The 20869-nt window shown below is 71.2% G+C and carries 18 protein-coding genes; 5 read left to right on the forward strand and 13 right to left on the reverse strand.

The features are described from left to right. Positions 1–235 precede the first annotated feature (235 nt). Genes pgl through tkt form a run of 6 tightly spaced genes read right to left on the reverse strand, consistent with a single transcriptional unit; the run spans position 236 to position 8364 of the window. The gene (gene pgl, locus SSMG_RS11535) at positions 236–1006 is read right to left on the reverse strand and encodes a 6-phosphogluconolactonase (RefSeq protein WP_009075891.1); all 771 of its coding nucleotides are present in this window, start codon (positions 1004–1006) and stop codon (positions 236–238) included. Next, positions 1003–2034, reverse strand: a complete 1032-nt coding sequence (gene opcA, locus SSMG_RS11540) for a glucose-6-phosphate dehydrogenase assembly protein OpcA (protein WP_009075894.1) — start codon at positions 2032–2034, stop codon at positions 1003–1005. The genes pgl and opcA overlap by 4 nt, the downstream gene beginning before the upstream one ends. Next, the gene (zwf, locus tag SSMG_RS11545) at positions 2031–3560 is read right to left on the reverse strand and encodes a glucose-6-phosphate dehydrogenase (protein WP_009075895.1); all 1530 of its coding nucleotides are present in this window, start codon (positions 3558–3560) and stop codon (positions 2031–2033) included. The genes opcA and zwf overlap by 4 nt, the downstream gene beginning before the upstream one ends. Beyond that, positions 3557–5176, reverse strand: a complete 1620-nt coding sequence (locus tag SSMG_RS46790; RefSeq protein WP_009075896.1) for a glucose-6-phosphate isomerase — start codon at positions 5174–5176, stop codon at positions 3557–3559. The genes zwf and SSMG_RS46790 overlap by 4 nt, the downstream gene beginning before the upstream one ends. A 10-nt stretch (positions 5177–5186) precedes the next feature. Beyond that, positions 5187–6299, reverse strand: coding sequence for a transaldolase (tal, locus tag SSMG_RS11555; RefSeq protein ID WP_009075897.1), 1113 nt, complete (start codon positions 6297–6299; stop codon positions 5187–5189). 13 nt (positions 6300–6312) lie between these two features. Next, positions 6313–8364, reverse strand: a complete 2052-nt coding sequence (tkt, locus tag SSMG_RS11560; RefSeq protein WP_286157044.1) for a transketolase — start codon at positions 8362–8364, stop codon at positions 6313–6315. A gap of 488 nt (positions 8365–8852) precedes the next feature. On the opposite strand from tkt, the gene SSMG_RS11565 reads away from it, so the two are divergent. From SSMG_RS11565 to SSMG_RS11575, 3 genes are all read left to right on the forward strand, one after another. Beyond that, complete coding sequence (locus SSMG_RS11565) at positions 8853–9833, forward strand: heme o synthase (RefSeq protein WP_037713373.1); 981 nt, start codon at positions 8853–8855, stop codon at positions 9831–9833. Positions 9834–9961: 128 nt separating this feature from the next. Beyond that, positions 9962–12169, forward strand: a complete 2208-nt coding sequence (locus tag SSMG_RS11570; RefSeq protein ID WP_199786216.1) for an AAA family ATPase — start codon at positions 9962–9964, stop codon at positions 12167–12169. Between the two features lie 9 nt (positions 12170–12178). Then, positions 12179–12694 carry an FKBP-type peptidyl-prolyl cis-trans isomerase gene (locus SSMG_RS11575; RefSeq protein ID WP_009075901.1) on the forward strand — a complete coding sequence of 172 codons (516 nt, stop codon included), beginning with the start codon at positions 12179–12181 and terminating at the stop codon, positions 12692–12694. Between the two features lies 1 nt (position 12695). On the opposite strand, the gene SSMG_RS11580 is transcribed toward SSMG_RS11575, so the two are convergent. Beyond that, positions 12696–13667 (reverse strand): quinone oxidoreductase, encoded by a 972-nt coding sequence (locus SSMG_RS11580; RefSeq protein WP_009075902.1) that lies wholly within the window; start codon positions 13665–13667, stop codon positions 12696–12698. A gap of 92 nt (positions 13668–13759) precedes the next feature. Here SSMG_RS11580 and SSMG_RS11585 point away from each other — a divergent pair, with 92 nt between their 5' ends. Together SSMG_RS11585 and SSMG_RS11590 are read left to right on the forward strand one after the other, a co-directional pair. After that, positions 13760–14077: a hypothetical protein gene (locus tag SSMG_RS11585; protein ID WP_009075903.1), complete on the forward strand. Its 318-nt coding sequence runs from the start codon at positions 13760–13762 to the stop codon at positions 14075–14077. After that, a complete protein-coding gene (locus SSMG_RS11590; protein WP_037713375.1) occupies positions 14074–14937 on the forward strand; it encodes a RimK family alpha-L-glutamate ligase in 864 nt (287 codons plus the stop codon). Before SSMG_RS11585 ends, SSMG_RS11590 begins: the two co-directional genes overlap by 4 nt. Here SSMG_RS11590 and SSMG_RS11595 read toward each other — a convergent pair. The 6 genes from SSMG_RS11595 to mptB form a co-directional block, all read right to left on the reverse strand. Continuing rightward, positions 14934–15863, reverse strand: coding sequence for an acyl-CoA desaturase (locus tag SSMG_RS11595; protein ID WP_009075905.1), 930 nt, complete (start codon positions 15861–15863; stop codon positions 14934–14936). The two genes, SSMG_RS11590 and SSMG_RS11595, sit on opposite strands and share 4 nt — an antisense overlap. Positions 15864–15958: 95 nt before the next feature. Beyond that, entirely contained in the window at positions 15959–16105 is a 147-nt protein-coding gene (locus SSMG_RS44720; RefSeq protein ID WP_199841126.1) for a hypothetical protein, read from the reverse strand. Positions 16106–16225: 120 nt separating this feature from the next. Beyond that, positions 16226–17197 carry a heme A synthase gene (locus SSMG_RS11605; protein ID WP_009075907.1) on the reverse strand — a complete coding sequence of 324 codons (972 nt, stop codon included), beginning with the start codon at positions 17195–17197 and terminating at the stop codon, positions 16226–16228. Positions 17198–17345: 148 nt separating this feature from the next. Beyond that, entirely contained in the window at positions 17346–18071 is a 726-nt protein-coding gene (locus SSMG_RS11610) for an ABC transporter permease (protein WP_009075908.1), read from the reverse strand. 59 nt (positions 18072–18130) lie between these two features. Continuing rightward, positions 18131–19057, reverse strand: a complete 927-nt coding sequence (locus SSMG_RS11615) for an ABC transporter ATP-binding protein (protein WP_009075909.1) — start codon at positions 19055–19057, stop codon at positions 18131–18133. Positions 19058–19063: 6 nt separating this feature from the next. Further along, complete coding sequence (mptB, locus tag SSMG_RS11620) at positions 19064–20782, reverse strand: polyprenol phosphomannose-dependent alpha 1,6 mannosyltransferase MptB (RefSeq protein ID WP_009075910.1); 1719 nt, start codon at positions 20780–20782, stop codon at positions 19064–19066. Positions 20783–20869: the final 87 nt, after the last annotated feature.

Below are 20869 nucleotides of genomic sequence, written 5' to 3' on the forward strand. Positions count from 1 at the left end.
CGGCCGGGCGCGGCGGGCGGCGCTGCGCGGAGTCGGAGAATCGGCGGGGTCTCTGGTGGATTGCCCGACGGCGATGCTGACCGGCGCACCAAACCCTTGCGGCGAAAGGGACGGGCGGCGGATTGGTCGGCTGCGCTGACCGGCCAGCAAACAGCAGCTACGAGAAACCCTTTGCCGCGCAACGAAAAAGGCTCCCCGCGCAAACGCGCGAGGAGCCCTTCCCGATAAAGCAAACCTACTCGGCAGGCGGCTGATACACCTTCGTCAGCTTCCCGGCCGCCTCGCGGTCCAGGAGCCACAGCGTTCGCCGGTAGCCCCGGGCGCCCGACACCGGGATCTGCGTTTCCGGCGCACCGGCCAGTGCCTGCGCGACCGCGTCCGCCTTCGCGGTTCCCGCGGTCATCAGCCACACCTCGCGGGCGCGGCGGATGGCGGGCAGCGTCAGCGACACGCGCGTCGGCGGGGGTTTCGGGCAGTCGCGGACCGGGACGACCGAGCGCTGGGTTTCGCGCACCTCGGCGGTTTCCGGGAACAGCGATGCCGTGTGGCCCTCGCCGCCGAGGCCCAGCAGCATGATGTCGAACTCCGGGACGTCCGCGCCGGGGCCCGCCGCGTCGGCCAGCACCTTCGCGTAGGCCGCGGCGGCCGCGTCGACGTCGTCGCCGAACTCGTCCGACGGGGCCATCGCGTGCACCCGCTCCGGAGCCAGCGGCACGTGGTCGAGCAGGGCTTCGCGCGCGCCCTTCTCGTTGCGCTCGTCCGAATCCGCCGGGACGAACCGCTCGTCGCCCCAGTAGACGTCCAGCCGCGACCAGTCGATCGCGTCCCGCGCGCTCGACTCCCGCAGTTCCCGCAGCACGGCGATCCCGGTGCCGCCGCCGGTGAGCACCACCGACGCGGCGCCGCGAGCCGCCTGCACGTCGACGATCCGGGTCACCAGCCGGGCCGCGGCGGCCGCGGCCAGCAGGTCCGGGTTTTCGTAGACGACGACCTCGGTCCGGCTCATGAGCCGCTCTTTTCCGCGGTCTTGCGGGCCGCCTTCGGCTTGGCAGCCGCGGGCTTGGCGGAAGCCGAAGCCTTCGCCGGAGCCTTGGCAGCCGCGGGCTTCGACCCGTTGGACGCGGCGATCTTGTGCAGCCCGTGCAGCGCCGCCTCGTAGATCTCGTCCGGGTCGAGCCGCCGCAGTTCCTCGACGAGGCACTCCGGGTTGCTGCGCCGCTGCAACGCGATCCGCCGCGTCGGCTGGCCCGGCTGGGTCAGCGTGCCGACCCGCCCGTCCGGCCGCGTCAGCTCCACCGCGCCCGATTTCCGCTCCAGCTTCACCGAGATGATGCCCTGCGCGCTCGAGCTCTTGACCCGGTGCACCGGGGCCTTGAGGTACTCGGCGAGCCAGCCCGCGAGCAGTTCGGTCGACGGCGAATCGGCCTCGCCGGTCACCGTCGCGCTCGTGATCTTCTCGAACGGAGGCAGGTCCAGCGCCGACACCAGCTGCGCCCGCCAGCGGGTCAGCCGGGTCCACGCCAGGTCGGTGTCGCCCTCCACATAGGACTTCGCACGCGTGGTGAGAGCCCTTATCGGGCTCTTTTCCGCGGCCGAGTCGGTGATCCGCCGCTGTGCCAGCTGGCCGAGCGGGTCCTCCGCGGGGGCCTTCGGACCGGCCCCGGGCCACCAGGTGACGATCGGCGCGTCCGGCAGCAGCAGCGGCACCACGGCGCTCTGCCCCTGCGCGGCCAGCGGGCCGTACAGCCGCAGCACAATGACCTCGCTCGCGCCGGCGTCGCCGCCCACGCGGATCTGGCCGTCTATGCGCGGCGCGGCCGTGCGCGCGCCCTTCGCCACGACGATCACCCGCGACGGGTGCTCCCGGCTGGCGTCGTTCGCGGCCTCGATGGCGTCCTCGAGCTTGGCGTCGTCGTCCGCGACGATCACCAGCGTCAGCACCCGGCCGAGCGCGACCTGGCCGCCCTGCTCGCGGATCTCCACCAGTTTCTTGTTCAGCGCCGACGTCGTGGTCGACGGCAGGTCGATGATCAAGGCCGCCTCCAGTGCCTGCCGGTACGTTCCATCATTTCGTCAGCGGACTTGGGACCCCAGCTGCCCGGCGGGTACTGCTCCGGCGCGGTGCCGAGCTTGGCCCAGTGCGACAGGACCGGGTCGAGGATCTCCCACGACAGCTCGACTTCCTCGTTCACCGGGAACAGCGACGGCTCGCCCAGCAGCACGTCGAGGATCAGCCGCTCGTAGGCCTCCGGCGACGATTCGGTGAACGCGTGGCCGTAGCCGAAGTCCATCGTGACGTCGCGGACCTCCATCGTGGTCCCCGGCACCTTCGACCCGAACCGCAGCGTGATGCCCTCGTCCGGCTGCACGCGGATGACCAGCGCGTTCTGCCCCAGCTCCTCGGTGGAGGTGGAATCGAACGGCAGGTGCGGCGCGCGCTTGAACACGACCGCGATCTCGGTGACGCGACGGCCGAGCCGCTTGCCGGTGCGCAGGTAGAACGGCACGCCCGCCCAGCGGCGGTTCTGCACCTCCAGCGTCACCGCGGCGTAGGTCTCGGTCTTCGAGTCCTTCGCGAACCCGGCTTCCTGCAACAGCCCCGGCACCTTCGTGCCGCCCTGCCAGCCGCCCGCGTACTGCCCGCGCGCGGTGGTCTCGTCGAGCGGCAGCATCGGCTTGGTCGCCGCCAGCACCTTGGCCTTCTCCGACCGCAGCGCCTTCGGCTCGAACGACAGCGGCTCGTCCATCGCGGTGAAGGCGAGCAGCTGCAGCAGGTGGTTCTGGATGACGTCGCGCGCGGCGCCGATCCCGTCGTAGTACCCCGCGCGGCCGCCGAGGCCGATGTCCTCGGCCATGGTGATCTGCACGTGGTCGATGAAGTTCGCGTTCCAGATCGGCTCGAACAGCTGGTTCGCGAAGCGCAGCGCCAGGATGTTCTGCACCGTCTCCTTGCCGAGGTAGTGGTCGATGCGGAACACCGACTCCTCGGGGAAGACGTCGTTCACGATCGCGTTGAGCTCGCGGGCGCTCTTGAGGTCGTGGCCGAACGGCTTCTCGATGACCACGCGCCGCCAGGTGTTCTCGTCGGCCTGCGCGAGGCCCGAGCGCGCCAGCTGCTTGGTCACCACCGGGAACGCGCCCGGCGGGATCGACAGGTAGAACGCGGTGTTGCCTCCGGTGCCGCGTTCTTCGTCCAGTTCGCGCACGGTCTTCGCGAGCCGGTCGAAGGCCTCGTCGTCGTCGAAAGTGCCCTGGACGAACCGGATCCCTTCGGCGAGCCGGTTCCACACCGACTCCTTGAACGGCGTCCGCGCGTGCTCGCGCACCGAATCGTGCACCAGCTCGCCGAAGTCCTGGTGCTCCCAGTCCCGGCGGGCGAAGCCGACCAGCGAGAAGCCGGCCGGCAGCAGGCCGCGGTGCGCGAGGTCGTAGATGGCGGGCATGAGCTTCTTGCGCGCCAGGTCGCCGGTGACGCCGAAGATCACCAGGCTCGACGGCCCGGCGATCCGCGGCAGCCGCTTGTCGCGGGGGTCCCGCAGCGGGTTGCGCCAGGTGGTCACTGAGCGGCCTCCTGCACTGCCCGCACGAGCTCGGCGAGCCCGGCGGCGCGGTCGGTCAGGTGCAGCCGCAGCACCGGGCGCCCGTGCTCGGCGAGCACCTGGCCGTCGCCGAGCGCCTGCGCGTGCTGGAGCTGCCCCAGCGTGTACGGGCGGTCGGGCACGGACAGGTCGTCGCCGACGGCTCCGGTGATCTGCAGGAAGCTGCCGTTCTGGTGGCCGCCCTTGTGGTACTGCCCGGTCGAGTGCAGGAACCGCGGGCCCCAGCCGAACGTGGTCTGCACGCCGGTCCGCTTGGCGATTTCGCCGCGCAGCAAGGAAGTCGACGCGTCGTCCAGCCGGTCGAGGTACGCCTGAACGGCGATATACCCGCCGTCGGCCACCGAGCCGAAGAACGCGCGCAGGATGTCGGCGAGTTTTCCTTCGGTGACAACGCCTTCGCTGCCGAAGACTTCGACGGCACCGTCCACAGTGGCCGGTTCCTCGCCGCCCTTCAGCTTCTCCGGGTCGTCCAGCAGCGCGCGCGCCGCCTTCTTGGCCGCCTCGACGTCCGGCTGATCGAACGGGTTGATCCCGATCAGCCGTCCGGCGAGCGCGGTCGCGAACTCCCACAGCAGGAACTGCGCGCCGAGCGGGCCGGTCACGGAGATCTGCGCCGCGCCTTCCGGGGCGCCGATCGCGACCGCGGTCGCGTCCTTGCCGTGGTCGGCGAAGCCGGGCGCTTCCGGGCTCTCGACGGCCACCGGCAGCAAACCGGTGCCGAGCTTGCCAGTGGACTCGGCGATCAGCTGCTCCGCCCAGTCCGGGAATCCCTTGATGCCAGAGCCGGTGTCGGCCAGCACGACCTTCTCCGCACCGGCTTCGTGCGCCGCCGCCCAAGCCGCCGCCAGCTGCACGGCCGGGTTCTCGGGCGCGTCCTCGGCGAGCGTTTCCGCCACCGACGCGGCCTGGTCGAGCAGCCGGGCGACGTCCGCGCCCGCGAGACCGGCCGGCACGAGGCCGAACGCGGTCAGCGCGGAGTAGCGGCCGCCGACGTGCGGGTCGGCCAGGAAGGTCTTGCGGTAGCCCTCTTTCTCCGCCAGCTCGGAGAACGGGGAGCCGGGATCGGTGACGACGACGATGCGCCGCGCCGCGTCGATCCCGGCGTCCGCGAACGCCTTGGCGAAGATCCGGCGGTGGCTGTCGGTCTCGACGGTGCCGCCGGACTTCGACGACACCACGATGACCGTGCGCTCGAGGTCGCCCGCGAGCGCGTCGGCCACCTGGCCGGGGTCGGTCGTGTCGAGCACCGTGAGCGGGACGCCGGCGGTGGCGGTGATGACCTCCGGCGCGAGCGACGAGCCGCCCATGCCGGCGAGCACCACGCGGTCCACGCCCTCGCTGCGCAGTTCCGCGCGCAGCGTCTCGATTTCCCCGATCAACGGACGCGACGACTTGTGCAACGTCGTCCAGGACAATCGGATCGACGCTTCGGACTCGGCGTCCGGACCCCACAGCGTGGAGTCCTGGGCGGCGAGCTTGGCAGCGGCGCCGTCGGCGGCCAGCCGCTGCGCCAGCGGCGCTGCCTTTTCTGCCAGTTCGGCGTCGACGATCACGACGCCGGTTTCGTCCCCGCTCATGGTCTCTGGTTCAGCCCCTCGCTTTGTTCAGCTGCCCGGTCACCGTGTCCAGCAGTTCCTGCCAGGACTTCTCGAACTTCTCGACGCCCTCGGTCTCCAGCGTGCGGAACACGTCCGGCACGTCGATGCCGGCTGCCGACAGCTTGTCGAAGATCGCCTGCGCCTGCTCGCCCTTTCCGGAAACCGTGTCGCCGGTGATCTCGGCGTGGTCGGCGACCGCGTCCATGGTCTTCTCGGGCATCGTGTTCACGACGTCCTTGACCACGAGCTGGTCGACGTACCGGGTGTCGGAGTAGGCCGGGTCCTTCACGCCGGTGGAAGCCCACAGCGGACGCTGCGCGTTCGCGCCCGCCTCGGCGAGCGCCTTCCACTGGTCGGTGGCGAACAGCTTCTCGAAGGCGTCGTACGCGAGCCGCGCGTTGGCGATGGCCGCCTCGCCCAGCAGCGCCTTGGCCTCGTCGGTGCCGATCGCGTTCAGCCGCTTGTCGACCTCGCTGTCCACGCGGGACACGAAGAACGACGCGACCGAGTGGATGCCCTTGAGGTCGTGGCCGTTGGCCTTCGCCTGCTCCAGGCCGGCGAAGAAGGCCTTGATGACGGCCTCGTAGCGCTCGACGGAGAAGATCAGCGTGACGTTGACGCTGATGCCCTCGGCGAGCACCGCGGTGATCGCGGGCAGACCCTCTTCGGTCGCCGGGATCTTGATCATCACGTTCGGCCGGTCGACGGTCTTCCACAGGTCCTTGGCCTCGGCCACCGTCTTGTCGGTGTCCTTCGCCAGGCGCGGGTCCACCTCGATGGACACGCGGCCGTCGACGCCGTTCGTCGCGTTGTACACGTCGCGGAACAGGTCCGCGGCGTTGCGCACGTCGGTGGTGGTCAGCTCCCGGACGGTGCCGTCGAGGTCCGCGCCGCGCGCGGCGAGCTCGTTGACCTGCTCGTCGTAGGCGGCGCCGTTCGACAGCGCGTTCGCGAAGATGGTCGGGTTGGTGGTCACGCCGACGACGTGCTTGTCGCGGATGAGCCCGGCGAGGTTGCCCGAGTTCAGGCGCTCCCGCGAGAGGTCGTCCAGCCAGATCGAGACGCCTGCTTCGGACAGCTGTGCGAGCCGATCAGTGCTCATGGTTGCTCTCCCTTCAGTTCTTGGTGTTGGCGATCGAGCGGCGGGCGGCGTCGACCACGGCTTCGGCGGTGAAGCCGAACTCGCGGAACAGCGTCGCGGCGTCGGCCGAGGCTCCGTAGTGCTCGATCGACACGTTCTCGCCGGCGTCGCCGGTGAAGCGCTGCCACGGCATCGCGATCCCGGCCTCGACCGAAACGCGGGCCTTGACCGTCGGCGGCAGGACGGCGTCCTTGTAGTCCTGGTCCTGCGCGTCGAACCACTCGACGCACGGCATCGAGACGACGCTGGCCGGGATGCCGTCGGCCTCGAGGGTCTTGCGCGCCTCGACGGCCAGCTGGACCTCGGAACCGGTCGCGATCAGCACGACCTCCGGGGCGCCGTTGGACGCCTCGGCCAGCACGTAGCCGCCCCGCTTGACGCCCTCGGCGTTGGTGCCTTCCAGCACCGGAACGTTCTGCCGGGTCAGCGCGAAGCCGGACGGGTGGTGCACGTCCTCCAGCACGGCCTTCCACGCGTACGCGGTCTCGTTGGCGTCCGCCGGGCGGACGACGTTGAGGCCCGGGATCGCGCGCAGCGCGGCGATCTGCTCGATCGGCTGGTGCGTCGGGCCGTCCTCGCCGAGGCCGATCGAGTCGTGCGTCCACACGTAGATGACCGGGGCCTTCATCAGCGCGGCGAGCCGGACCGGTGGGCGCATGTAGTCGGAGAAGGTGAGGAAGGTCGCGCCGTAGGGCCGGGTGCCGCCGTGCAGCGCGATGCCGTTGAGGATCGAGCCCATCGCGTGCTCGCGGATGCCGAAGTGCAGCGTGCGGCCGTACGGGTTGGTCTTCCACATGTCGGTGCCGGCCGCGGCCGGGCCGAACGAGTCGGCGCCCTTCATGGTGGTGTTGTTGCTCTCCGCGAGGTCCGCGGAACCGCCCCACAGCTCGGGCAGCGGCTCGGCCAGCGCGTTGAGCACCTCGCCGGAGGCCTTGCGGGTCGCGATGCCCTTGGCGTCCGGCTCCCACGACGGCAGGTTGTCCGCGAAGCCCTCGGGCAGCGTGCGGGTCGACAGCCGGTCGGCCAGCTTCTTGCGCTCCGGGTTCGCCGCGGCCCACGCCTCGAAGCGCTCCTGCCATTCGGCGCGCAGCTTCTCGCCGCGCTCGATCGCCTGGCGGGTGTGCGAGAGCACCGCGTCCTCGACGGCGAAGTTCTTCTCCGGGTCGAAGCCCAGCGCCTTCTTGACGCCCGCGACCTCTTCCGCGCCCAGCGCCGCGCCGTGCGCCTTGCCGGTGTTCATCTTCGTCGGGGCCGGGTAGCCGATGATCGTGCGCAGCTGGATGAACGACGGCCGCGTGGTCTCGGCCTGCGCCGCCTTGATGGCCGCCTCGATCGCGACGACGTCCTCGCCGCCCTCGACGGTCTGCACGTGCCAGCCGTAGGCCTCGTACCGCTTCGCGACGTCCTCGGACAGCGCGATGTTGGTGTCGTCCTCGATGGAGATCTTGTTGTCGTCGTAGAAGACGATCAGGTTGCCCAGCTCCTGGCGGCCCGCGATGGAAGAGGCCTCGGAGGTGACGCCCTCTTCGATGTCGCCGTCGGAGGCGATCACGTAGATGAAGTGGTCGAAGATGCTCTCGCCGGGAGCGGCGTCCGGGTCCAGCAGGCCGCGCTCGCGGCGGGCCGCCATCGCCATGCCGACGCCGTTCGCGAGGCCCTGGCCCAGCGGGCCGGTCGTCGTCTCGACGCCCTTGGTGTGCCGGTACTCCGGGTGGCCCGGGGTCTTGGAGCCCCAGCGGCGCAGCTGCTCGAGGTCCTCCAGCTCGAGGCCGAACCCGGCCAGGTACAGCTGGATGTAGAGGGTCAGGCTGGAGTGCCCGGCGGAGAGGACGAACCGGTCGCGGGCGGGCCACTCCGGGTCCGCCGGGTCGTGCCGCATGGTGCGCTGGAACAGCGTGTACGCCAGCGGCGCCAGGCTCATCGCGGTGCCGGGGTGCCCGCTGCCGCAGTTCTCGACGGCGTCCGCGGCCAGTACCCGGGCGGTGTCTACGGCGCGGGTGTCGGTCTCGGTCCAGTCGGCCGGCACGTTGCGCCGGAGCAAGGGGTTGGTCTCGCTGCTAGAGGTTTCGGACACTGAACTCGAACTCCTGCGTCGGTGAGGTGATGGCTGTATTCAGTGCGTGCCGCCCGGGTGCTGCGGTGTGCGCCGTCAGTTATCTCAATCGATCCCGAAGGGACGATATTCCTGCTGGCGGCGCTGCGCAGGCGGAGCGTGCGGCCCGTCGCTGTCACCCTAGTGCGTACGTGTGCGCGCGAGCGCGGGCGACAGCCCTGCGGGTGAGGTGATCCTGCCCGCCTGTCCGTACTCGGCTACCCGCCGCGGGCCCTCGCGACTCATCGCGTCCCGGGCGGGCGGCGTGACGGAGAAGACATCGCCGGGCGTGTCCCGGACCCGCGGGCGTCGGGCCGGGCCGCCACGTCTACCATCGATCGCGGGCCAGGCACGGAAGTTTCCACGCAGCACCGGCTGTTTTCTTCCGGACCACCCGGCCCAGGACTGACTCAGGGAGAGAAATGTCGTTGGTGAACGCTGCGCACGGACGCAGTGAAGACACCAGCGCCGTACCCCCGGACGGCGGGCGACCGCACGGGGCCCGGCGAAGCTTCCGCCAGGTGGCCGGCGCGTACGCCGCGCTGGCGAAGCCGCGCGTCATCGAGCTTCTCCTCGTCACCACGATCCCCGCGATGTTCCTCGCCGGGCGCGAGGTGCCGAACCCGTGGCTGGTGGTCGCGACGCTGATCGGCGGCACGATGGCCGCGGGCAGCGCGAACGCGCTCAACTGCGTGATCGACAGCGACATCGACAAGGTCATGAACCGCACCAAGCGGCGCCCGCTGGTGAAGGACGCGGTGCCGCGGCGCAACGCCTTGATCTTCGGCCTGGTCCTCGGCCTCGCCTCGTTCGCCGTCCTGTACTTCACGGTGAACCTGCTGGCGGCGGTCCTCGCGATCGCGACCATCCTGTTCTACATCTTCGTCTACACCCTGGGCCTCAAGCGGCGGACGTCGCAGAACGTGGTCTGGGGCGGCGCGGCGGGCTGCATGCCGGTGCTGATCGGCTGGGTCGCGGTCACTGGCACCGTGCAGTGGCCCGCGTTCGTGATGTTCGGCGTGATCTTCTTCTGGACCCCGCCGCACACCTGGGCGCTGGGCATGAAGTACCGCGACGACTACGAGCGCGCGGGCGTGCCGATGCTGCCGGTCGTCGCGACCGCCGAGCACGTGGCCCGGCAGATCGTCATCTACTCGTGGGTGATGGTCGCCTGGACGCTGCTGCTGCTCCCGGTCACCAGCTGGCTGTACGCGACCTTCGCGATCCTCGCCGGCGGCTGGTTCCTCTTCTACGCGCACCGGCTGCAGGCCGCCGTGCACCGCGGCGAGGAGACCAAGCCGATGGCGCTGTTCCACCGGTCGAACACGTACCTGATGATCGTGTTCGTCGCGCTGGCGGTCGACTCGGCGATCGGCCTGCCGGTCCTCGGCCTCCCGTTCTGACTCGTACTGACCCGTTCCGGACCGGGCAGGAATGGCCCGGGATCCTCGCCGGTTGCACTCTTCCGGCCCCGATCCCGACCTGAAAGCAGGAGCTTTCCTTGCCCGAGGAACCGGCCTACGAAGCCGAGCTGCGCCGCGAGCAGGCCTACACCGACGCCCTGTTCGCGAAGCTCGACGCCGAACGTGCCCAGACCCAGCGCCGGCTGGACGAGACCCTGCGCCAGACCGGCGGGACGCCGCAGGCGCGGACCGAACGCGAAGCCGCCACCGTTCTGCACAGCGACCGGCTCGCCCAGCTCGGCTCGGTCGAGCAAGGCTTGTGCTTCGGGCGGCTGGACTTCGCGCCCGGCAGCGAAGAGGAGACCGCCTACATCGGCCGGCTCGGGCTGTTCGACGAGGACGACGACTACCGGCCGCTGCTGATCGACTGGCGCGCGCCGGTCGCGCGGCCGTTCTATCTCGCCACCGCCGCTTCGCCGGACGGCGTGCGCCGCCGCCGGCATCTGCGCTCGCTGAGCCGTCGCGTCACCGGGTTCGACGACGAGATCCTCGACCTGACCGCCGCCGACCAGGGCCAGGATCTCGGGCTGGCCGGCGAGGCCGCGCTGCTGGCCGCGCTGGAGCGCCGCCGGACCGGCGAGATGGCCGACATCGTCGCCACCATCCAGGCCGAGCAGGACCGGATCATCCGCGCGCCGCTCGGCGGGGTGATGGTGGTGCAGGGCGCGCCGGGCACCGGCAAGACCGCGGTCGCGCTGCATCGCGCGGCGTATCTGCTTTACACGCACCGCCAGCAGCTGACCACGCGCGGCGTGCTCGTCGTCGGCCCGAACTCGACCTTCCTGCGCTACATCGGCCAGGTGCTGCCGTCGCTCGGCGAGACCGGCGTGCTGCTCTCGACCATCGGGCAGCTGTGGCCGGGACTGGACGCGGACGGCGCCGAGTCCCCGGAGGCGGCCGAGGTGAAGGGCCGGCTGGTGATGGCCGAGGTGCTCGCCAAGGCGGTCCGCGACCGGCAAGGGGTACCCGATCCGGTGATCGAGATCGAGCACGAACGCGAGATCCTCAAGCTCGACCGCAAAACCTGCACGCAGGCGCGTGCCCGGGCCCGTCGTTCGCGGCGGCCGCACAACCTCGCGCGGCGGCTGTTCGTGTCCGACGTTCTCGACGCTCTTACTCGCCAGGCCGCCCGCGCGCTGGGCGAGGATCTGCTGGACGCGCAGGACGTCCAGGACATCCGCGCCGAGCTGGCGGCGAGCCCCGCGGTGGCCGCCGCGCTGAACTCGCTGTGGCCGAAACTCACCCCGGCGGGCCTGCTCGACGACCTGTTCGCCGACCGCGAACACCTCGACCGGGCGGCCGGCGAACTGCTGTCCGAAGAGGACCGGAAGCACCTGGAGAGCGGCCGCGACGCGAAGTGGACGCCCGCTGACGTGCCGCTGCTGGACGAACTGGCCGAACTGCTCGGCAGCGACGACTCCGAGGAGCAGGCCGAGCAGAAGCGCCAGGAACGCGTCGAGCGCGCGTATGCCGAGGGCGTGCTGGACATTCTCGAGCAGGACGAGGAAATCCAGGACGAGGAGATCCTGCGGGTGTCCGACGTGCTGGACGCGGAGTTGTTCGCCGAACGCCAGCAGGCGCGCAGCGAACTGACCGCGGCGCAGCGGGCCGCGGCGGACCGGACGTGGACCTTCGGGCACGTGATCGTCGACGAGGCGCAGGAACTGTCCGCGATGGACTGGCGGCTGCTGATGCGCCGCACGCCGAACCGGTCGATGACGCTGGTCGGCGACGTCGCGCAGACCGGGGCCGCCGGGGGAGCGCGGACCTGGGACGAGGTGCTGTCGCCGTACGTCGCGGACCGCTGGCGGCTGGAGCAGCTGACGGTGAACTACCGGACCCCGGCGGAGATCATGGCGGTCGCGGCGGGCGTGCTCGCCGAACTCGACGTGGACCTGGTGGCCCCGACCTCGGTGCGCGAGACCGGGGTGCCGCCGTGGGGCGTGCGGGTCGCTTCGCTGGAGGAGGAACTGCCTTCGCTGGCCGCCGCGGAACTGTCCGCTGTGGACGGTGGGACGGTCGCGGTGCTGGTGCCGGGCGGCCGCCTCGACGAGGTGCGGAAGCTGCTTCCGGAGGACGAGCGGCTGAGCGTGCTGACCGTCGACCGTGCCAAGGGCTTGGAGTTCGACGGGGTCGTGCTGGTGTCGCCGGACGAGATCGTGGCGGGCTCGCCGCGCGGGCTCAACGACCTGTACGTGGCTCTGACCAGGGCGACCCAGCGGCTCGGCGTGGTGCGGACTGGTCCGGCAGTGCCTGCTCTCGGCGGGCTTGGTTAATCTTCCGCCATGCAGACATTCGGCAGGACAGCTGTCATCGGCGCGGTCGCGACAGTCGCCGCGTTCGGCCTTACGGCCTGCGGCGGCGACAGCGGCGCGGCCCCGGCGGCCCCGAGCCGCGAGTGCACCGCGGACGACATCAAGACCACCGGGAACTTCGGCCAGGCGCCGACGATCACCATCCCGGACGACTGCGCCCCGCCGAAGAAGCTGATCACGAAGGACCTGTCGGAGGGCACCGGGAAGGCCGCGGCCGCCGGGTCGAAGCTGTCCATGAACTACGTGGTCGTCACCTGGTCTAACAAGAAGAAGCTGGACAGCTCGTTCGACCGCGGCGAGCCGTTCGGCCTCGACCTCGGAGCCGGCCAGGTGATCGAGGGCTGGGACCAGGGCCTCGTCGGCGTCAAACAGGGCGGGCGGCGGCTGATGATCATCCCGCCCGCCCTGGCCTACAAGGACGGCGGACGCGGCATCGCGCCCAACGAAACGCTGGTCTTCGTGACCGACGCCCTCTCGGTCGGCTGAGCTAGGGGATCAGCAGCAGCTTCCCGGTCGTCCGGCGGCCTTGCAGGTCCTCGTGGGCCTTGCGGGCGTCGGCGAGCGGGTAGCGGCCGCCGATGCGGACGTTCAGCGAACCGTCCTGCACGGCGGCGAACAGTTCGCCCGCCCGCCAGTCGAGTTCCTCGCGGGTGCGCAGGTAGTGCGCGAGCGTCGGGCGGGTCAGGAACAGCGAACCGCCGGAGTTGAGCCGCTGCGGGTCGATCGGCGGCACCGGGCCGCTGGCCGCGCCGAACAGCGCGAGGGTGCCGCGGATCTTCAGGCTCGCGAGGCTGCCGTCGACGGTGCTCTTGCCGACGCCGTCGTACACCGCCGCGACGCCTTCACCGTTGGTCAGCTCGCGGGTTACGGCGGCGAAGTCCTCGCGGTCGTAGCGGATCACGTGGTCCGCGCCCGCGCCCCGGGCCAACTCGGCCTTCTCGTCGGTGGACACCGTGGCCAGCACTCGCGCGCCGCGCGCCTTCGCCAACTGGACCAGCAGCAGTCCGACGCCGCCGGCGGCCGCGTGGACGAGGATGTCGTCGCCTTCCTGCACTTCGTAGGTCGAGCGCACCAGGTAGTGCGCGGTCAGGCCCTGCAGCATCGTGGCGGCGGCGGTCTCGTCGGACACGCCGTCCGGCACCTTCACCGTGGCGCTGGCCGGGACCACCGCGCGCTGGGCGTAGCTGCCGAGCACGCCCTGCCAGGTCACGCGGTCGCCGGGCGCGAATCCGGTGACGCCCTCGCCGGTTTCCACGACCGTCCCGGCGCCCTCGGAACCGAGGACGAACGGCAGGTCGATCGGGTAGATGCCCTCGCGCTGGTAGGTGTCGATGTAGTTGACGCCCGCCGCGGCGAGGTCGACCAGCAGTTCGCCCGCGCCCGGCGGACCGGGTTCGAGCTCGGCCAGTTCCAGCACTTCCGGGCCGCCGGTCCGGGTCACCTGCACTGCGGTCGGCATGGTTCCTCCTCGAGATGTGCGCGTCCGGCGTCCACTATGGCCGAGAACACGGTCAGGCCGCGGGGGCGGGGGTCTCGGGTTAAGCTCCGGACGTGGCTGAGGAGACCGAAAACACGCCGACCGCGCCGACTGCCCGCCAGCTGGCGTCCGCCCGCGACTTCGTGGCGAAGCACGGCAAACCGTCGCGCGCCGTGGTCGAGAACATCGGCCTCGCCGGCGCGCGGGTCGTGCTCGTGGGCCCGGACGGGGCGATGGGCGACGTGCTGGTGGCCGGGGTCGAGACCGGGAACGCGCTGGTCGAGCAGGTCGACGACCTCGAAGCCGCGGAGTGGGACAGCGAAACCGTGAAGACGGTCAAAATCGGTGCCGCGCACCGGCGCAAGATGGCCGGGCCGCGGGCGGGCCGGTGACCCGCTCGGCGATTTTCGTCGGCTGCGCCGCGTTGCCCGAAGGCGACGGCGACGAGGCCGCGGTGCTGCCCGCGCTCGCGGACCTTGGGTTCACGGTGAGCTGGGCGGCCTGGGACGCGGCCGCGGACTTCTCCTCGGCCGACATCGTCGTGCTGCGCGCGGCCTGGGACTACCCGGAGCGCCGGGAGGAATTCCTCAGCTGGTGCGAGGACGTGCCGGGGCTGAGCAACCCGGCCGCGGTCGTGCGGTGGAACACGGACAAGACGTATCTCGGCGAACTGCTCGACGCGGGCGTGCCGACGGTGCCGGTCGAGATCGTGCCGCCGGGGGAGAAGCCGCGCTGGCCGAAGAAGCCGTTCGTGGTGAAGCCTTCGGTGGGCGCGGGAGGCCGCGGCGCCGCCCGGTTCTCTTCCGGCGGTGCGGACGCGGAGCAGCATCTGCGCGCGTTGCACGAAGACGGGCGCACGGCTCTGGTGCAGCCGTATCAGTCCAGTGTGGACAATCAGGGCGAGATCTCGGTGACGTTCTTCGGCGGCGTTTATTCGCACGCCTTCACGAAATTCGCGTTGCTGGAGTCCGCATTGGACAGTTCCGGACTGTATCGCGAGGAACGGCTCGCGGCCGCGGTCCCGGCTCCGGAAGTGCGTGCGGTCGCGGAGGACGCGCTGGACGCGGCTTGTGGGTTGCTGGGGATTTTGCGGGCCGAACTGTTGTACGCGCGGGTCGATTTGGTGCGCGGGGACGACGGGCGTCCGCTGGTGCTGGAGCTGGAGTTGACCGAGCCGTCGCTGGGCTTCCGGCACGCGGACGCGGGTGCCCCGTTGCGGTTCGCGTCGGCGGTGCGGCAGCAGTTGGCCTAGCTCGGCCGCCGTTTCGCAGCCAGCCGTTCCGCGCGGGGCCAGCGGACGTCGGTCGCCCAGCCGAGTCGTTCGAAGGCCCAGATCACCCGCGCCGAGACGTCGACCTGGCCGCGCAGGACGCCGTGCCGGGCGCAGGTCGGGTCGGCGTGGTGGGAGTTGTGCCAGGACTCTCCCATCGACAGCAGCGCCAGCGGCCAGAAGTTCGCCGCGCGGTCGCGGCTCGCGAACGGGCGGTCGCCGATGAGGTGGCACACCGAGTTCACCGACCACGTGACGTGGTGCAGGAACGCGATCCGCACCAGCCCGGCCCAGAAGAACGCCGTCAGCGCGCCCTGCCAGGTGCCGCTGAACGCCCAGCCGAGCGCGGCGGGCAGGGCGAGGCTCAGCGTGATCCACAGCCAGAAGAACCGGTTCACCACGCGCAGGTCGCGGTCGCCGACGAGGTCGGGAGCGAAGCGGTCGGCGTTGGTGACCTCGCGCTGGAACATCCAGCCCATGTGCGCGTGCCAGAACCCGCGCAGCAGCGCCGACGGCGACGTGCCGAACAGCCACGGGGAATGCGGATCGCCCTCGCGGTCGGAGAACGCGTGGTGGCGGCGGTGGCTCGCGACCCAGAAAATCACCGAACCCTGCACCGCCATGCTGCCCGCGATCGCCAGCGCGATCCGCAGCGGGCGGCCCGCTTTGAACGCGCCGTGCGTGAAATAGCGGTGGTACCCGACGGTGACGCCGAGCGTGGCGAACACGTAGAAGACGGTCGCGAGGATCAGGTCGGTCCAGCCGATGCCCCAGCCCCACAGCAGCGGCACGGCGGCGATCAGCGCGGCGAACGGCACGAGCAGGAACGTCTTGAGCACGATCATCTCGGCGTTCCCGCGCCGCCCGGAAAGCAGCGGTTTGGCGGCACGGGCAGGGACGGTCGGCATGGCGGCACCTCGGGCTTTTCGGAAAGCCGGACGGCGACGACGGTAAGCCGCCGACCTGTCCGCCGGGCCGACGCGCAGTTACGCCTGGATGACCGTCAGTTCGCGGCGGCGAGTTCCCGCTTCTCGGCGGGCTCCAGTGAGGTGACCGGCCCGCGGTCGCGGGTGCCTGTCCACAGCACGGCCGTCACGACGATCACGAGGGCGGAGCCGAGGACGTGGAACGACACCATCGCTTCGGGCACGCCGAGTGCGTACTGCACTGTCCCGAGAACGCCCTGCAGGAGCGCGACAATCCACGCCCAGGCGTACCGCTGCCAGACGCGCCCGCATCAGCGTGAGCCCGAATGCGGTCTGGATGGCCGTCAGTTCGCGGCGGCGAGTTCCCGCTTCTCGGCGGGCTCCAGTGAGGTGACCGGCCCGCGGTCGCGGGTGCCTGTCCACAGCACGGCCGTCACGACGATCACGAGGGCGGAGCCGAGGACGTGGAACGACACCATCGCTTCGGGCACGCCGAGTGCGTACTGCACTGTCCCGAGAACGCCCTGCAGGAGCGCGACAATCCACGCCCAGGCGTACCGCTGCCAGACGCTCTTCGGCGCACCGACCCGCATCAGCGTGAGCCCGAAGACCCCCAGCACGACCAGGTACGCGATCAGCAGGCCGCTGTGGATCCGGGCCAGCTGCTCGATCGGGGCGTCGAGGCGGTGCGTGTTGGCGTCGCCGCCGTGCGGGCCCGCTCCGGTGACCGTCGTGCCGGCGATCAGGACCGCCCACATCAGCACCGTCAGCAGCACCAGCATCTGCCGTCCCAGCTTCGGGACCAGCGGGCGCGCGGGTTCGTCTCCTTCGCGGAACGCCTTCAGCAGCAAAACCGCCAGCCACACGAGCGGCGTCGAAGCCAGGAAGTGGATCGCGACGGTCCACCATTCCAGTTTCGCCAGCACCGTCAGCCCGCCGATGACCGCCTGCAGCACGACGCCGCCGGGCATCGTCCAGGCGAGCTTCACCAGCCGCTTGCGCTCCGGGTGGTCGATCTGGATCCGCCACGCGGTGAGCACGGCGAGCGCGGCCACCACGATCACGACGCCGGTCAGCATCCGGTTCGAGAACTCGATCCACTGCGTGACGGCGTCGATCCCGGAGTGCCGCACCGGCACCAGGCTGCCCGCGACGCACTGCGGCCAGGTCGGGCAGCCCAGCCCGGACCCGGTCACGCGCACCACGGACCCGGTGACGCCGATGCCTGCCTGCGTGATCACCGCGGCGATCCCGACGCCGCGCTGGACCGCGACGGACGGATACGGCAGGCGGGCGATCAAACTGCGAAGGGACACGCGGAAAGAATACTCGCGCGCGTTTTCCCGCCCGCACGCGGCGGTATTGTTCCGCCCGGATTTGCCAGCGTGCGCAAGGAATCGGGTGCGGCGGCAGTCACAATAGCGCCCGATTTCCGGGCGGTGCTCGAAATTCCGGACGTGGGATTCAGGTGAGTTTTGTCGTCCGCGTCGCCAGCACTCCGGCGACCGCGGCCCACACCGCCAGCACCGCCGCCGACCCGACCGGGAACTGCCCGTCCACCAGCGCGGCACGCATGCCTTCCGCCAGCGCGCCCGAGGGCAGCAGCGAAACCACGAGGCCGACCCCGGACGGCAGCGCCGACGGAGCCAGCAGGATCCCGCCCGCCAGCAGCAGCACGAACCACACGATGTTCGCCAGCGCGAGCACCGCTTCCGCGCGCAACGCGCCGCCCAGCAGCACGCCCAGCGCGCCGAAAGCCAGCGTCCCCAGCACCAGCAGCACCACCGCGGAGCCGATCCCGGCGGCCGACGGCGACCAGCCCAGGAACGCCGCCACCACGCCGAGCACCACGGACTGCAGCGCGACCACGACCAGCGCCGCCACGACCCGCCCGGCCACCAGCAGCCAGCGCGGCAGCGCCGTCGCCGAAAGCCGCTTCAGCACGCCGTACCGCCGGTCGAAGCCGAGTGCGATCGCCTGGCCGGTGAAGGCCGACGACATGACCGCCAGCGCGAGGATGCGCGGCGTCATCCAGTCCACTTTGGACGTCGAACCGAGCTGGCTCGCGGGCAGGATGTCCAGCAGGCTCAGGCCGATCAGCAGCGCGAGCGGAATGATGAGCGTGAGCAGCAGCTGCTCGCCGTGCCGCAGGGTCAGCGCGGCCTCGACGCGCGCGTGCGTGCGCAGCATCTTGCCGAGCGAGCCGCGGCCGGGCGCGGGGGCGAAAGTCCCCGCGGGGAACGGAGAACTCATGCGCGCAGCTCCCGTCCGGTGAGTTCGAGGAACACTTCTTCGAGCGTCCGCCGTCCGACTTGCAGTTGTTCGGGCAGCACGCCCTGTTGCGCGCACCAGGCGGTGACGGCCGAGACCACCTGCGGGTCGACCGCGCCCTCCACCAGGTACGAACCGGGCGCGGTTTCGCTGACCCGGTAGCCCTCCGGCAGCGCGGCCGCGAGCAGCGTCGTGTCGAGTTTCGTCCGGGCGCGGAATCGCAGCTGCGCCGCCTCGCCCGCCTCCAGCGTCAGCGAATGCGGCGTGCCCTCGACGACCACCTTGCCGTGGTCCACGATCACCACCTGGTCGGCCAGCGTTTCCGCCTCCTCCATCAGGTGCGTGGTGAGCAGGACGCTCACGCCGTCCGCGCGCAGGGCCGCGAGCAGGTCCCACACGAGCCGCCGCGCCTGCGGGTCCATGCCCGCGGTGGGCTCGTCCAGGAACACCAGCTCCGGCCGTCCGACCAGCGCGCACGCCAGCGAAAGCCGTTGCTGCTGCCCGCCGGAAAGCCGTTTGAACGGGGTCCGCTTCGCGCCGGCGAGCCCGAGCACGTCGAGCAGCCACGCCGGATCGTGCGGGTTCGCCGCGCAGGAAGCGACCAGCCGCAGCATTTCCTCCGCGCGCACGCCCGGGTACGCGCCGCCGCCCTGGGGCATGATGCCGACGCGCGGGCGGAGCCGCGAGCTGTCCGCTACCGGGTCGAGGCCGAGCACGCGCACCCGGCCCGCGTCAGGTCTGCGGAAACCCTCGCAAATCTCGACAGTGGTCGTTTTTCCGGCGCCGTTCGGCCCGAGCAGGGCCAGCAGGGAACCACGCTCCATGCGCAGGTCGATGCCGTCGACCGCGGTGGTGGAGCCGTAGCTTTTCGCCAAGCCGGAGATCTCGACGGCGGGGTTGTCCACAACGAATCACGATACGACGTCGGCGGGCGCGCGCGGTGCTGGGGACGCCGGAGGTGTCCTGGACAACAGCAGCGGCGAAACCCGGTACACGATCGCGAGGCCGCCGAGGGTCACCAGAGCGGCCGCGCCGTAGGCCCACGGCAGGACGTAGGAGCGGCCGTCGAAGGTGCCGCCGGTGGGGGGAAGCAGGAAGGGCAGCCCGGCGCTGATCACCGTGGCGACCACGCGGAAGCGCGACGTCCCGGCCGCCGCGGCGAGCGGGATCACCGCCCACAGCAGGTACCACGGCTGCAGGTTGATCTGCAGGATCATCGCCGCGCCCAGCGAAACGCCGAGCCCGATGATCGGCCGGTACCGCCATTTGAAGCTGGCCCACAGGAATTTGACGGTGATGACCGCGGTGATCGCGTTGCCGAGGGTGCCGAGGATCGGCACGAGCGCGTCGGTGTGGTTGCCCAGCCCGAGCGCGATGCCGAGGACGCCGCTGAGGTTCGCGATCTCCGCGGTGGGGGAGATGAACGACCGCACCAGCGCCGGCGTGCTCGCGGTGGCGCCGATCCAGCCGAAGCCGAGCCCGGTGCCGAGGCAGATGGCGACCATCACGACCCCGAACAGCAGCGCCATCGGCGCGCCCGCCCACACCAGGTCCTTCAGCCGCCCGTGCCATCTCCGCGCGACCATCACCGAGAGGAACGGCAACGCCAGCACCGCCGGGATTTTCACCGTGGCGCCGACGGTGATGATGACGACGCCGAGCGCGATGAAAAGCAGTTCGCCCTTCGCCAAGGGCGGCGGACTGTCGCCCTTCACCCGCACCGGCAGCCGCCGGATGCCGATCTCCAGCCCGGCCACCATGAGCCCGATGGCCAGCGAATCGTTGTGCGCGCCGGCGACGAAATGGAAGATCAGCAACGGGTTCGCCGCGCCGAGCCACAGCGCGGTGGCCGGCTGCACGCCGAACCGCCGGGCCAGCCGCGGCACCGCCCACACGATCAGCAGCACGCCGACCATCGCGAGACCGCGCTGCAGCAGCACCCCGGCGACGATGTTGTTGCCGCCGACCGGGGCGAGCCAGCCGCCGAGCCGCAGCAGCAGCGGGCCGTACGGGGCGGGCGTCTCGCGCCAGATGTTGGTGACGCCCGCGGTCAGCGGATCCGCGACGCCGAGCGCCTGCGCCGGGCCCAGCTGGTACGGGTCCATGCCGCGGTGCACGATCTCGCTCTGCGCGAGGTAGCTGTAGACGTCGCGGGAGAACAGCGGCGGGATCAGCAGCAGCGGCGCGACCCACATCGCGACGGTGCGGGCGAGCTGGCCGCTGGTCGCCAGCCGCGCGCTCGCCGGACGGGCGAACCGGGCGAGCATGAGCCAGCTCAGCACCAGGATGCCCATCCCGGAGAACGCGATCGCGAGCGAGACCGTCGGGATCCGGATGAACAGGCGCAGCACCGGCAGGTCCTGCACCGGGTTGATCACCGGCGCGGCCCCGGCCCCGAGCGAGCCGAGCGCGAGGAACAGGGAGCCGACGGTGCCGAAGCGGCGGACCACGTCGAGGCCGCGGGTCTCGGCGGCGTTCAGCGGATCGGTGCGGCGCGGCCCGACCGGGGACGGCGCGGCCCCGGGGACCGGCGGGGCGGCCACGGCGCCGCCAGCACCGTCCGCGCTGCCCGGTTCACCGGATAAGTCCGGTTCCGGGGACCGCTGGTCCGGGTGTTCGCCGACTGCCACGCCCGGAAGCGTATCGACTCCGGTTCGCGCGGCGTATCGAGCCGTTCGGTCCCCGGCGCCGGGGTCGCTCCCGTTGGTCCGTGAAGG

It is taken from the genome of Streptomyces sp. AA4, assembly GCF_000158875.1.
GTDB lineage: Bacteria > Actinomycetota > Actinomycetes > Mycobacteriales > Pseudonocardiaceae > Amycolatopsis.

Bases quoted from the DNA above. Each gene is read 5' to 3' on its own strand.
- pgl (WP_009075891.1), bottom strand. From the start codon at position 1,006: ATGAGCCGGACCGAGGTCGTCGTCTACGAAAACCCGGACCTGCTGGCC.
- SSMG_RS46790 (WP_009075896.1), bottom strand. From the start codon at position 5,176: ATGAGCGGGGACGAAACCGGCGTCGTGATCGTCGACGCCGAACTGGCA.
- tal (WP_009075897.1), bottom strand. From the start codon at position 6,299: ATGAGCACTGATCGGCTCGCACAGCTGTCCGAAGCAGGCGTCTCGATC.
- SSMG_RS11565 (WP_037713373.1), top strand. From the start codon at position 8,853: ATGTCGTTGGTGAACGCTGCGCACGGACGCAGTGAAGACACCAGCGCC.
- SSMG_RS11575 (WP_009075901.1), top strand. From the start codon at position 12,179: ATGCAGACATTCGGCAGGACAGCTGTCATCGGCGCGGTCGCGACAGTC.
- SSMG_RS11580 (WP_009075902.1), bottom strand. From the start codon at position 13,667: ATGCCGACCGCAGTGCAGGTGACCCGGACCGGCGGCCCGGAAGTGCTG.
- SSMG_RS11595 (WP_009075905.1), bottom strand. From the start codon at position 15,863: ATGCCGACCGTCCCTGCCCGTGCCGCCAAACCGCTGCTTTCCGGGCGG.
- SSMG_RS11610 (WP_009075908.1), bottom strand. From the start codon at position 18,071: ATGCTGCGCACGCACGCGCGCGTCGAGGCCGCGCTGACCCTGCGGCAC.